Source organism: Streptomyces sp. BK208 (assembly GCF_004364245.1).
GTDB lineage: Bacteria > Actinomycetota > Actinomycetes > Streptomycetales > Streptomycetaceae > Streptomyces.
Genome location: NZ_SOAV01000007.1, coordinates 1 through 12,642, shown reverse-complemented (window position 1 = coordinate 12,642; position 12,642 = coordinate 1). Strand labels below are relative to the sequence as shown.

General features: G+C 73.8%; 12 protein-coding genes and 1 rRNA gene. 2 read left to right on the top strand and 11 right to left on the bottom strand.

Features of this window, described 5'->3' with window-relative positions:
* Positions 1 to 582: 582 nt before the first annotated feature.
* The 4 genes from recN to EV562_RS18320 all read right to left on the bottom strand — a co-directional run bounded on the left by recN (position 583) and on the right by EV562_RS18320 (position 4,524).
* The gene (gene recN, locus EV562_RS18335; protein ID WP_133888208.1) at positions 583 to 2,301 is read right to left on the bottom strand and encodes a DNA repair protein RecN; all 1,719 of its coding nucleotides are present in this window, start codon (positions 2,299 to 2,301) and stop codon (positions 583 to 585) included.
* Positions 2,302 to 2,487: 186 nt separating this feature from the next.
* Entirely contained in the window at positions 2,488 to 3,393 is a 906-nt protein-coding gene (locus EV562_RS18330; RefSeq protein WP_133887891.1) for an NAD kinase, read from the bottom strand.
* On the bottom strand, positions 3,390 to 4,205 hold the full coding sequence (locus tag EV562_RS18325) for a hemolysin (RefSeq protein ID WP_133887890.1): 816 nt from the start codon (positions 4,203 to 4,205) through the stop codon (positions 3,390 to 3,392). Before EV562_RS18325 ends, EV562_RS18330 begins: the two co-directional genes overlap by 4 nt.
* A 7-nt stretch (positions 4,206 to 4,212) precedes the next feature.
* Positions 4,213 to 4,524: a hypothetical protein gene (locus EV562_RS18320; RefSeq protein WP_133887889.1), complete on the bottom strand. Its 312-nt coding sequence runs from the start codon at positions 4,522 to 4,524 to the stop codon at positions 4,213 to 4,215.
* Between the two features lie 42 nt (positions 4,525 to 4,566).
* Here EV562_RS18320 and EV562_RS18315 point away from each other — a divergent pair, with 42 nt between their 5' ends.
* Positions 4,567 to 4,914 carry a sterol-binding protein gene (locus EV562_RS18315; RefSeq protein WP_133887888.1) on the top strand — a complete coding sequence of 116 codons (348 nt, stop codon included), beginning with the start codon at positions 4,567 to 4,569 and terminating at the stop codon, positions 4,912 to 4,914.
* Here EV562_RS18315 and EV562_RS18310 read toward each other — a convergent pair.
* From EV562_RS18310 to EV562_RS18295, 4 genes are all read right to left on the bottom strand, one after another.
* Complete coding sequence (locus tag EV562_RS18310) at positions 4,898 to 5,773, bottom strand: ABC transporter ATP-binding protein (RefSeq protein WP_133887887.1); 876 nt, start codon at positions 5,771 to 5,773, stop codon at positions 4,898 to 4,900. The two genes, EV562_RS18315 and EV562_RS18310, sit on opposite strands and share 17 nt — an antisense overlap.
* Positions 5,770 to 6,807 (bottom strand): iron chelate uptake ABC transporter family permease subunit, encoded by a 1,038-nt coding sequence (locus EV562_RS18305; protein ID WP_133888207.1) that lies wholly within the window; start codon positions 6,805 to 6,807, stop codon positions 5,770 to 5,772. The genes EV562_RS18310 and EV562_RS18305 overlap by 4 nt, the downstream gene beginning before the upstream one ends.
* 5 nt (positions 6,808 to 6,812) lie before the next feature.
* Positions 6,813 to 7,859 (bottom strand): iron chelate uptake ABC transporter family permease subunit, encoded by a 1,047-nt coding sequence (locus tag EV562_RS18300; protein ID WP_133887886.1) that lies wholly within the window; start codon positions 7,857 to 7,859, stop codon positions 6,813 to 6,815.
* A gap of 120 nt (positions 7,860 to 7,979) precedes the next feature.
* On the bottom strand, positions 7,980 to 9,011 hold the full coding sequence (locus tag EV562_RS18295; protein WP_133887885.1) for an HAD-IIA family hydrolase: 1,032 nt from the start codon (positions 9,009 to 9,011) through the stop codon (positions 7,980 to 7,982).
* A 72-nt stretch (positions 9,012 to 9,083) separates the two neighbouring features.
* Between EV562_RS18295 and EV562_RS18290 the strand changes: the two genes are divergently transcribed.
* Entirely contained in the window at positions 9,084 to 10,376 is a 1,293-nt protein-coding gene (locus EV562_RS18290) for a DUF1015 domain-containing protein (RefSeq protein WP_133887884.1), read from the top strand.
* Between the two features lie 68 nt (positions 10,377 to 10,444).
* Here EV562_RS18290 and EV562_RS35345 read toward each other — a convergent pair whose 3' ends face one another.
* The 3 genes from EV562_RS35345 to rrf all read right to left on the bottom strand — a co-directional run.
* A complete protein-coding gene (locus EV562_RS35345) occupies positions 10,445 to 11,230 on the bottom strand; it encodes a tetratricopeptide repeat protein (protein ID WP_208298381.1) in 786 nt (261 codons plus the stop codon).
* On the bottom strand, positions 11,122 to 12,339 hold the full coding sequence (locus EV562_RS35340) for a hypothetical protein (protein WP_243860099.1): 1,218 nt from the start codon (positions 12,337 to 12,339) through the stop codon (positions 11,122 to 11,124). The genes EV562_RS35345 and EV562_RS35340 overlap by 109 nt, the downstream gene beginning before the upstream one ends.
* A gap of 212 nt (positions 12,340 to 12,551) precedes the next feature.
* A 5S ribosomal RNA gene (gene rrf / locus EV562_RS18275) occupies positions 12,552 to 12,642 on the bottom strand; the annotation flags it as partial.

The window sequence follows — 12,642 nt, the reverse complement described above, 5'->3', positions numbered from 1 at the left end:
GGTCACGAAGAACGTACAGAAGGATGGTGCGGACGGGGTGCGCCGGGCGGATTCCCGTGCGCCGCTCAGTCAAGGATGCCAGGCCGCACGGGTGTTCCGGCAACGACGAGCGCCACGTACGGCGGACCGACGGGACAACGACACCGAACCACCTCACTCGTACGAGTGAATGCGACGCGCACACCCGGGCGGGCCGACGCACCGGCCCTCCGACACGGCGTCCGCGGCCGGACCCGCCCGCGGAGATCCGGGGCGCCTCCGGCGCACGCTGCCCGGCAAGGGCTGCCGGACGACGCCAACTCCGCGCATGCCCCGATACCGCCCCGCGACACCCCCGGCCGCCCGGACGTCACACCCTCGTGCGCCGGCGAACACCGCCCGCCCGGCCCCCATCCACCCGCCGGCCAGCCACCCGGCGTCCGACCCGCGGGCCACCGAGGCCGCCCTCCGGCAGGAGGCCGCGCCGGAACACCGGGCGGCTTCGGCGTGCTGCTGCCCGGGGCAGGGGTCGGGCGGCCGGTGCGGTCCGTAACCGGGCCGGGCGCGTTCCCCGGCGTTCCGTGTGCGGGCGGCCGTGTGCTGCTACTGGTCCGAGCGGGCCGTCTCCAGGAGTTCCTCCGCGTGCGCGCGGGCCGTCTCGGAGTCCTCCTGGCCGGCGAGCATCCGGGACAGCTCCCGGACGCGGTCCTCGCCCTCCAGGACCTTGACGCCGGAGCGGGTCACGGAGCCGTCGTTCGTCTTCTCCACCAGCAGCTGCCGGTCGGCGAACGCCGCCACCTGCGGCAGGTGCGTGACGACCACGACCTGCGCCTTCTTCGCCAGTCGCGCGAGACGACGGCCGATCTCCACCGCCGCCTTTCCGCCGACCCCGGCGTCGACCTCGTCGAAGAGGTACGTCGGCACCGGATCCGTGCCCGCGAAGACGACCTCCACGGCCAGCATCACGCGCGACAGCTCACCGCCGGACGCGCCCTTGGCGATCGGCCGAGGCGGCGCGCCGGGGTGCGGGGCGAGCAGCAGCTCCACCTCGTCCGCGCCCGACGACCCGTACGCGACCGTCCGCCCGCCGACCTCGACGCCCTCGGGGTCCTCGGTCTGCCGGATCTCGAACGACACGCGCGCGTGGGGCATGGCGAGCGACGCCAGCTCGGCGGTCACGGCGGCGGCGAACCGCTCGGCGGCCTCGGTGCGCGCGTCGGTCAGTGCCTGGGCGAGGCCGCCGAGTTCCGCCCGCAGCGCGTCCCGCTCGGCCGTCAGCTCGCCGATCCGCTCGTCGTCGCCGTCCAGCTCGGTCAGCCGCGCTGCGCTCTGCTCGGCCCAGCTCAGCACGGCGTCGATGTCCTCGCCGTACTTCCGGGTCAGCGCGGTGAGCGCGGCCCGGCGCTCCTCGACCGCCGCCAGCCGCAGCGGGTCGGCGTCCAGGTCGTCGGCGTACCCGGCGAGCTCCCCCGCCACGTCGCGCAGCAGGATGCCGACCTCACCGATCCGCTCGGCGAGCCCGGCCAGCGCCGGGTCGTGGGACCGTACGGCGTCCAGGGCCCGCTGGGCGCCCGCGACGAGCGTCGCGCCGTCCACGCCCTCGGGATCCTCCGGGTTGCCCGCGAGGGCGGCGTGGGCGGCCGTGGCGGCCGACGCGAGCGCCTCGGCGTGGCCCAGCCGCTCCGCCTCCTCCGCCAGCTCGGCGTCCTCCCCGGCGCGCGGCTCGACCGCGGCGATCTCGTCGAGGCCGTAGCGCAGCAGGTCGGCCTCCTGGGCGCGTTCCCGCGCGCGCGTGGTGATCTCGTCCAGCTCGGCGGCGACGGCCCGCAGCCGCCGGTAGGCCTCGGTGTACTTGGCGAGCGGCCCGGCGACCGCGTCGCCCGCGTACCGGTCGAGGGCCTGCCGCTGCCGGGACAGCTTGAGCAGCCCCTGCTGGTCGGTCTGCCCGTGCACCGCCACCAGCTCGTCGGCCAGCTCGGCGAGCATCCCCACCGGCACCGACCGCCCGCCCAGGTGCGCCCGCGAGCGCCCTTCGGCGGAAACGGTACGGCTGATCAGCAGCGCCCCGTCGTCCAGCTCGGCCCCGGCCTCCTCGGCCCGGACGGCTGCCGCGGCGTCGCCGGGCACCGCGATGCGCCCCTCGACGACCGCGTTCTTCGCCCCGATCCGCACCAGCGCCGCGTCCGCGCGTCCGCCCAGGAGCAGCCCGAGGCTGGTGACCACCATGGTCTTGCCCGCGCCCGTCTCACCGGTGACAGCGGTGAAGCCGGGCGACAGCTCGACCACCGCGTCGTCGATGACCCCGAGCGACCGTATCCGCATCTCCTCAAGCACGGACACGACCTTACGAGGTCGAGGGCGGGAAGCGCACACAGGCCGCCCATGCGACACCGGGGAGCGCACGCCCTCAGGGGCGCGGGACTGTGCTGGCAGCGGCTGCGCCGCGGGACGCGACCTGCCCGGACGGCCCGCGGCCGGGCCACAACCAGAACCACCCCTTCGAGACCGCTAGTGCGGCGCCCCGCGCCACCCCGACACCGGCAAAGCGAACTTCGCGACCAACCGGTCCGTGAACGACGCGTGGTGCAACCGGGCCAGCCGCACCGGCACCGCCCCCCGCCGCACCTCGACGCGCGCGCCCGGCGGCAGCTCCACCGTCCGGCGCCCGTCGCACCACAGCACCCCCGGCGGGACGTGCGGCAGCACCTCCACCGCGAGCACCGAGTCCGGCGAGGTCACCAGGGGCTTGGCGAACAGCGCGTGCGCGCTGATCGGCACCATCAGCAGCGCCTCCACCTCCGGCCACACCACCGGCCCGCCGGCCGAGAAGGCGTACGCCGTCGACCCGGTCGGCGTGGACAGCACGATGCCGTCGCAGCCGAACCCGGTCACCGGACGCCCGTCGATCTCCAGGACGACTTCCAGCAGCTTCTCGGCACCGGCCTTCTGCACGGCGGCCTCGTTCAGCGCCCAGTCGGTGTGCACGATGTCGCCGTTGCGGTGCACGACGACGTCGACGGTCATCCGCTCCTCGACCTCGTACGCCCGGTTCACCACCCGGTCGACGACCTTGTCGAGGTCGTCCCGCTCGGCCTCGGCGAGGAAGCCGACCCGCCCGAGGTTGACGCCGAGCATCGGCACCCCGGAGGCGCGGGCGAACTCGGCGCCGCGCAGCAGCGTGCCGTCACCGCCCAGCACGATGAGCAGCTCGCACCCGTCCAGGCACTGCGGGGTCGCCTCACCGACGAGGTCCACCTCGCCCGGCAGCGGCAGGTCGCGCGCCTCGGCCTCCAGGACCCGCACGCCGATCCCGGCCAGCAGCAGCCCCTTGACCACCAGCTCCGCGCTGCGGATGGCCGCCGGACGCCCGGTGTGGGCGAGCAGGAAAACAGTTCGCGCTCGGTTCTGTGTCAACGCGGCCCCTCCGCCACTGCACGATCGACATCGGCCGGGTCCAGTGCACCGGCCCCGGCCCGCAGCCACAGAAAGTACTCGACGTTCCCGGAGGGACCCGGCAGCGGACTGGCGGTGACCCCCTTCACGCCGAGCCCCAGCTCCCAGGCCTTCTGCGCGACGCCGCGCACCGTCTCGGCCCGCAGCTGCGCACTGCGTACCACTCCCCCGCTGCCCAGCCGTTCCTTCCCCACCTCGAACTGCGGCTTCACCATCATCACCAGATCGGCGTCCGGCCGGGTGCACCGCACCAGTGCGGGCAGTACCAGCCCGAGCGGGATGAAGGACAGATCCCCCACGACCAGGTCCACGGGCTCCCCATCGATCGCTTCCGGCGTCAACTCGCGTACGTTCGTACGGTCCTTGACGGTGACGCGTTCATCCTGCCGGAGACTCCACGCGAGCTGTCCGTACCCGACGTCCACGGCGACGACGTGCGCGGCGCCCGCCCGCAGCAGTACGTCGGTGAAGCCTCCGGTGGAGGCGCCCGCGTCCAGGGCCCGGCGGCCCTCGACGACGAGGCCCTGCGGCCCGAAGGCGGCGAGGGCGCCGGCGAGCTTGTGGCCGCCGCGCGAGACGTAGTCGGGGTCGTCGTCGGCGGCGGTCACCACGATCGCGGCGGCGGTCTCGACCTGCGTGGCGGGTTTGGCCGCGACGGTCTTGCCGACGGTGACCCGCCCGGCGGCGATCAGCTGGCTCGCGTGCTCGCGCGAGCGCGCCAGCTTGCGGCGCACCAGCTCCGCGTCGAGACGGCGGCGTGCGACTCCTGCCACGTTCGGTTCAGCTCCTGCGGTCGTACGGTGATGGCGGCGACGGGGGCGCCGGTGGTCCCGGGCGGGCGTCCAGCGCGGTGAGCGCGTCGCGCAGCCCCCGGTGTACATCCTCGTACACCTCGACGTGTCCGTCGGTGGCCAGGTGGTCGGCATCGGCCAGCCGCGCCAGCCGGGCGTCGACCTCTGCGTTCCCGGTGGGCGCGCGGGGGACCTCCAGCGGGGCGGGGGCGGCCGGCTCGTGCCCCGGCTCCGGACGGTCCCCGTGCTGCGCCTCTTCGGGTCCCGGCCGAGGCTCCGGCTCGGGTGCTGCGTCGCTCATGCCCCGACGCTACCGCGTGGCACTGGGGTACGGTCGGTCCCGATGGCGACGACTGAGGAGTGCCGTGCCGCACTCGACAAGCTTTCGGACAGCATGCGCGGCGCCGAAGGGGACGTGCGGGCGGCCACGGAGCTGGACCGCTCGGTGAGCTGCCACATCACCGACCTGGACGTCACCTTCGCCGGACGCATGACGGACGGCCGCATCGACGTGCGCGAGACCCTGGAGGGCCCGCCGCGCGAGAGGGCCGAGATCAGGCTGGCGATGACCGGGGACGACCTGGTGGCCCTGGTGGCGGGCGAGCTGAACTTCGCCAGGGCCTGGGGCTCGGGGCGAGTGAGGCTGGAGGCGGGTCTGCGCGACCTGTTCCGGCTCAGGAAGCTCCTGTAGCGACCGCCTTCACCGGCTCGGTACGCCGCTTGCGCGCGGCCGGCACCACCAGCGGTGTGCCCGTCTCCGGGTCGTCGATGACCTGGCAGCGCAGCCCGAAGACCCGCTCGACGAGGTCGGCGGTGACGATGTCCTTCGGGGCGCCCTCGGCGACGACCTCCCCGCCGCGCAGCGCGATGAGGTGGGTGGCGTAGCGGGCGGCGTGGTTGAGGTCGTGCAGCACGGCCACGAGGGTCCGGCCCTGCTCCTCGTGGAGCTCCGCGCACAGGTCGAGGACGTCGATCTGGTGCTGGATGTCCAGGTACGTCGTCGGCTCGTCCAGGAGCAGCAGCGGGGTCTGCTGGGCGAGCGCCATGGCGATCCACACGCGCTGACGCTGTCCGCCGGAGAGTTCGTCGACGTAGCGGTCGGCCAGCTCGGCGATGCCGGTCTGGGCCATCGACTCCTGGACCACCCGTTCGTCCTCGGCCGACCACTGCCGCAGGATGCCCTGGTGCGGGTAGCGGCCGCGGCCGACGAGGTCGCCGACGGTGATGCCGTCGGGCGCGATGGACGACTGCGGCAGCAGGCCGAGGGTCCGGGCGACCTGCTTGGCGGGCATCGACTGGATGACCGACCCGTCGAGCAGCACCCGCCCCTCGCTGGGCTTGAGCATCCGCGACAGGGCCCGCAGCAGGGTGGACTTGCCGCACGCGTTCGGGCCGACGATCACCGTGAAGGAGTTGTCGGGTATCGCCACCGACAGCTTCTCCGCGATGACCCGCTGGTCGTAGGCGAGGGTGACGTTCTCGGCGGTCAGGCGGTTCACGTTGCTCCTTCGGTTGTTCAGCCCGCTGTGGTCACCGGTGCCGGCCCTCATATCCGGCCCGCCTTGCGCTCGGTGACCAGCAGCCACAGCAGGTAGACGCCGCCCAGGACACCGGTGACGACGCCCACGGGCAGCTGGTCGGCGCCGAAGACGCGCTGCGAGATCCAGTCCGCGCCGACCAGCAGGGCGGCGCCCATGCACAGGGACGGCACGAGGTTGGGGCCGGGGGAACGGGTCAGGCGCCGGGCGAGCTGCGGTGCGGTGAGCGCGACGAAGCTGACCGGCCCTGCGGCGGCGGTCGCGGCGGCGGTGAGCAGGACGGCGGCCACCATCAGCAGCGCCCGCACCCGCTCGACGCGCACCCCGAGGGCGTAGGAGACGTCGTCGCCCATCTCCATCATCCGCAGCGCCCGGCCGTTGGTGAGCACGAGCGGGACGAGTACGGCGCACAGCGCGAGCAGGGGCCAGACCTGGTCCCAGTCGCGGCCGTTGAGGGAACCGGTCATCCAGACCACGGCGCGGGACGCGTCGACGATGTCGGCCCGGGTGAGCAGGTAGCCGTTGACCGCCGTGACGATCGCGGACATGCCGATACCGACCAGGACCAGCCGGTATCCGTGCACGCCCCGCTTCCAGGCGAGCAGATAGATGGCAAGTCCGGTCACCAGGCCGCCGACGAGCGCGCCGACGGTGACCTGGGCCGAGCTGCCGGAGAACAGGACGATCATGATGAGCGCACCGGCCGTCGCCCCCTGCCCGAGGCCGAGGACGTCGGGACTGCCCAGCGGGTTGCGGGAGATGGCCTGGAAGAGGGCACCGCCGACACCGAGCGCGCCGCCGACCAGCAGCCCGACCAGGACCCGCGGCAGCCGCAGTTCGTCGACGATGAACTCCTGGCCCGCGTTGCCCTGGCCGAACAGGGTCCTCAGCACGTCGGCGGGCGGGATGTCGAAGTCGCCGGTGCCGATCAGCAGCACGCTCGCGGCGAGCGCGAGGACCAGCAGCAGGGCGACCACGACGGCGGCCCGCACGTCCAGGCGGAAGGACAGCCCGCCCCGGCTGCGCACGGCACGGTTGGTCTTCACGGTCTTCACAGCTGGGCCGTCCTCCGCCGTCGTACGAGAAAGATGAAGACCGGCCCGCCCAGGACGGCGGTGACGATGCCGACCTGGAGTTCCGAGGGCCGCGCGACGATCCGGCCGAGCACGTCCGCGCCGAGCAGCAGCACCGGCGACAGGATCGCCGCGTAGGGCAGGATCCAGCGCATGTCGGGCCCGGTGAAGGAGCGGACGATGTGCGGGATCATCAGCCCGACGAACACGATCGGACCGCAGGCGGCGGTCGCGGCCCCGCACAGCACGGTCGCCGCGAGCATGGACAGCGCCCGGGTGCGGTTCAGGTTGGCACCGAGGGCCCTGGCGGTGTCGTCGCCCATCTCCATGGCGTTGAGCGGCCGGGCGAGCGCGAGGGCGAGGACCGTGCCCGTCACGAAGAAGGGCAGCACTTCCCGGATGGTGCCGTTCGTCGCCGAGGCCAGCGAACCGACCGTCCAGAAGCGCATCCGGCCCAGCGCCGCGTCATCCATGATCATCACGGCCTGGAGGTATCCGAAGAGCGCGGCGCTGATCGCCGTGCCGGCCAGCACCAGCCGCACCGGCGTGGCCCCCCGGCTGCCGCCCAGGAACCAGACGAGGGCGCCGACCCCCGCCGCACCGGCGAAGGCGAACCAGACGTACCCGGTCAGCGAGGTGACGCCGAAGAAGGTGATGCCCGTGACGACGGCCGCCGAGGCGCCCGCGTTGATGCCGAGCAGCCCGGGATCGGCCAGCGGGTTGCGGGTGAGCGCCTGCAGTACCGCCCCCGCGAGTCCGAGGGCGGCCCCGGCCAGCAGGCCGAGCGCCGTCCGCGACAGCCGCTCGCCCACGACGACGTCGCCGTAGGTGCCCGAGTCGTGGAAGAGGCCGTGCCAGACCTCCCCCAGGGAAAGGTCCTTGGCGCCGATCGCGATGCTCGCCATCGCGACGAGCACCAGGACCGCCACGGCGACGGGCAGCCCCGCGGCACGCAGGACGCGGCGCTTGGAGGGCGGCGCGGGAGCGGTCTCCGCGCGCTGTTCGGGGGGACTGTCGACCAACACGCAGTTAGGTTAGCCTACCCTGCCAACCGATCACGATCCCCGAGGTGCCCCGGAGCCTCCCGCTCCGGCACACCCCGGAAGCCTCCGCTCCGCGAAGGGGCGCCTTCCCCGTGCGTCGCCTCACAACCCCAACCGCGCCAGCGCCTTCCCCGAGTCCAGCCCGCAGCCGTGCTCCCCGCCCGCCGTCCAGGCCGCCGCGCACAGGGCACGGAGCCCGTCCAGCGCCGCGCCGTCACCCGCCAGCTCCAGCCGCTCCTCGCCGGCCGTCGCCGTCCAGCCGCCGCAGCGGAAGCCTCCCTCGGCATCGCCGGTGACGTCCGGCTGGCCGGTGAGCAGCCCGCGCAGATCGGCGTCCACGTACGTCGGCCGGTGCTGCGGCGGCGCGGCCAGCAGCTGCGCGCCGTCGGTCACGCCGGTCAGCACGAGCAGCGAGTCGACCTCCCCGTTGAACGCCCCCTCGATGTCCGTGTCCAGCCGGTCGCCCACCACCAACGGCCGCTCGGCGCCGGTCCGCAGGATCGTCTCCCGGTGCATGGGGGGCAGCGGCTTCCCCGCGACCTGCGGGTCGGCGCCGGTCGCGATGCGCACGACCTCCACCGCCGCGCCGTTGCCCGGGGCGATCCCCCGGTCGCTCGGGATGGTCAGGTCGGTGTTGGAGGCGTACCAGGGCACGCCCCGCGCGATGGCGTAGCAGGCTTCGGCGAACCGGCCCCACGGCAACTCGGGACCGCCGTACCCCTGCACCACGGCCGCCGGATCGTCCTCGGCCGACTCCACCGGCTCGAGACCGCGCTCGCGCAGCGCCACCCGCAGCCCCTCACCGCCGATCACCAGCACCCGCGCCCCCGAGGGCACCTGCTCGGCGATCAGCCGGGCCACCGCCTGTGCCGAGGTGATGACGTCGGCGCCGTCCGCCGCTATCCCCAGCTCGGTCAGGTGTGCGGCCACCGTCTCCGGGGTCCGCAGCGCGTTGTTGGTGACGTACGCGAGGTGCATGCCCCCGTCGCGGGCCGCGGCGAGGGACTCGACGGCGTGAGCGATCGCGTTCCCCCCGGTGTACACCACGCCGTCCAGGTCGAGCAGCGCCGTGTCATAGGCCTCGTTCAGGCCCTGCCCACTGCCCTCGGGCCTCGTCCTGACGCTCCGGCTCATTGCGCATCGCTCCTCGTTCGTCGCCTTTCCCCCGATCATCCCCCATGCCGCTGACACACGTACGATGCCGGGATGAATACTGCAGGTCACCCGGAAGCAACGGCGCGCCGGGGCCTGGAACTCACCCCGTTCCGAGGCCTCCGCTACGACCCCGACCGGGTCGGCAGCCTGGCCGCCGTGACCTCCCCGCCCTACGACGTCGTGGTCCGCCCCGACGGCCTGCTCCACCTCGAGTCCGCCGACCCGCACAACATCGTCCGGCTGATCCTGCCCCAGGCCGCCACCTCCGAGGCGCGCAACGAGCAGGCGGCCCGCACCCTGCGCCGCTGGACGGCGGAGGGCGTCCTGACCACCGACCCCGAGCCGGGCCTGTACGTCTACGAGCAACGCGACGACGCCGGCCTGCTGCAGCGCGGTGTCATCGGCGCCCTGCGGGTGACGGACCCCGCGGAGCGGGTGGTCCTGCCGCACGAGGACGTCATGCCCCACGTCGTCGCCGACCGCGCCGCACTGATGCGGGCCACGTGGGCCAATCTCGAGCCCCTGCTCCTGACCTACCGCGGCGACGGCGAGACCCCGGCCACCAGCGAGCTCGTGGAACGCACCGCCGCCCAGCCGCCGCTGCTCGCGACGACCACGGAGGACGGTTTCCGCCACCGCCTGTGGTCGGTCACCGACCAGGCCGCCGTGGCCCGCGTCCAGGCCGAACTGTCACGGCAGCAGGCCCTCATCGCCGACGGCCACCACCGCTGGGCCACCTACCGCACCCTCCGCGCCGAGCACCCCTCCCCCAGCCCCTGGGACCACGGCCTCGTCCTTCTGGTCGACACGGCCCGCTATCCGCTCCGGGTCCGTGCCATCCACCGTCTGCTGCACGGCGTCCCGGTGCACGACGCGATCGCCGCCCTGGACGGGCACTTCCGCGTGCGCCGCCTGGACACCCCGCTGCCCGAGTCCCTGAAGACGCTGGCGAAGGCGGCCGAGGCGGGCAACGCCTTCCTCCTCGCCGGCGACGGCGCCTTCCATCTCGTCGACCTGCCGGCCCCCGGACTGCTGGCCCGCACGGTCCCCACCGACCGGCCCGAGGCCTGGCGCACCCTGGACGCCACCGTCCTGCACGCCACACTGCTCGCCCACGTCTGGCACGTCCCCGACGACTCGGCGGCCCACATCTCCTACATCCACGACACGGCGGCCACCGTCGAGAAGGCCGAACGCGACGGCGGTACGGCGGTGCTGATGCACCCGGTCCGCGAGGAGGTCGTGCGCGACCTGGCCCGACAGGGTGTCACGATGCCCCGCAAGTCGACGTCCTTCGGCCCGAAACCCGCCTCGGGCCTGGTACTGCGCGCCCTCGACACCTGACCCGGCCCACGACACGGCGAGGGGGCGGGCCCTGTCCACGGGCCCGCCCCCTCGCCGTACGCGACGCGTCAGTCTTCGTCGCCGTCCTTGTCCGGGTTCGTGTCCCGGTCCTTGTCGCCGTCTTCGGTGGACGCGCTCTCCACGTCACCGCCGGACCCGGCCTCGCCCTCGTGCTCGTCCAGGGCGTCCACGAACTCCACACCGTCCAGCTCGGCGAGCCGGTCGGAAGCGTCCGTACTGCCGTCCCGGTCCGACTCGACGGCCTTCGCGAACCACTCCCGCGCCTCCCGCTCCCGGCCCGCGGCCAGCAGCGCGTCGGCGTAGGCGTACCGCAGTCGCGCGGTCCACGGCTGCACGGAGTTGGAGGCCAGCTCGGGGCTCTGCAGCGTCACGATCGCCGCGTCCAGCTGCCCCATGTCCCGCCGGGCGCCGGCCGCGACGAGGCGCATCTCGACCTGACCCGCCTTGTCCAGCTTGTGCACCTCGGGGGCACCGGCCATGTCCAGCGCCTTCTCCGGCCGGCCGAGCCCACGCTCGCAGTCGGCCATCACCGGCCACAGCTCCACCGACCCGGTCATGCGCCGCGCCGCCCGGAACTCCGCCAGCGCCTCGCTGTACTTCTGGTTGGCGTACGCGGCGAACCCGGCCGCCTCCCGTACGGCGGCGACACGGGACGCGAGACGCAGGGCCACCCTGGAGTAGCCGTACGCGGCCTCCGGGTCCTCGTCGAGCAGGCGCGCGACCATCACCAGGTTCCTGGCGACGTCCTCCGCGAGCGTCTTGGGCAGGCTCTGCAGCTCCTGCCGTACGTCCTTGTCGATCTCGTCGCCCGTGACCTCCTCGGGGATCGGCAGGCGCTTGATCGGCTCGCGGTCGCGGTCCCGGTCACGGTCGTCACGGAAGCGGCCACCGCCACCCTGCCGGTCGTCACGCCCACGGAAGCCACCGGGCCGCCCACCGCGGTCGTCGCGCCGGGGCCCACGGCCCCCACGGTCGTCCCGCCCGCGGAACCCTCCGCGGTCGCCGCCCCGGCTGTCGTCGCGCCGGTCGTCACGCCGACCGAACCCGCCGCGCTCGCCGCGGTTGTCGTCGCGACGGAAACCGCCACGATCACCGCGGCTGTCGTCCCGACGGTCGTCACGGCGGAAGGGGGGACGGTCGTCACGCCGGTCGTCACGGCGGTCGTCACGACGCTCGTCACGACGGAACGAGGGACGGTCGTCACGGCGCTCGTCGCGGCGGTCGTCACGCCGGTCGTCCCGACGGAACGAAGGACGCTCGTCGCGCCGGTCGTCACGACGGAACGAGGGACGGTCGTCACGGCGCTCGTCGCGGCGGTCGTCACGCCGGTCGTCCCGACGGAACGAAGGACGGTCGTCACGGCGGTCGTCACGCCGGAAGGAGGGACGGTCGTCACGACGGAACGCGGGGCGGTCACCGCGGTCACCGCGATCGTCACGGCGGAAGGCCGGCCGGTCACCGCGGTCGCCACGGTCGTCACGACGGAACGAAGGACGGTCGCTGCCCCGGTCGTCCCGACGGAAGCCCCGGTCATCGCCACGGTCACGATCGTCCCGACGCCCGTAACCGGCACCGCGGTTGTCCTCGCGACGACCGTCACGCCGGTCGTCACGCCGGTCGTCCCGACGGAAACCACCGCGCTGCCCACCCCGGTCGTCACGACGGCTGTCGTCGCGCCGGCTGTCATCACGACGCCCGAATCCTCCGCGGTCGTCGCGGCGGTCGTCACGACGGAACGCGGGGCGGTCACCGCGGTCACCGCGATCGTCACGGCGGAAGGCCGGCCGGTCACCGCGGTCGCCACGGTCGTCACGACGGAACGAAGGACGGTCGCTGCCCCGGTCGTCCCGACGGGGCCCGCGGTCGCGGTCGTCCCGGCGGAAGCCACCACGCTGTCCGCCCCGGTCATCGCCCCGGCGGTCGTCGCGACGGAACCCACCACGGTCCCCGCGCTGACCCCCGCGGTCGCCACTGTCCCGTCGCCGCTGGTCGCGCTCCGGTCGATCCTCGGGAGAGTTGGTGGACATCGGTGACTCCTGTCTTCGGTACCGCAAGTCATTCTCGCGCAGCCGGGTACCCGGTGCGCCTTGGAAAAACGAAAGGACCCCTGGTCCCCAGCTGAACGCTGGGGACCAGGGGTCCTTCCCAAAGATTGTTCGGCGGCGTCCTACTCTCCCACAGGGTCCCCCCTGCAGTACCATCGGCGCTGTAAGGCTTAGCTTCCGGGTTCGAAATGTAACCGGGC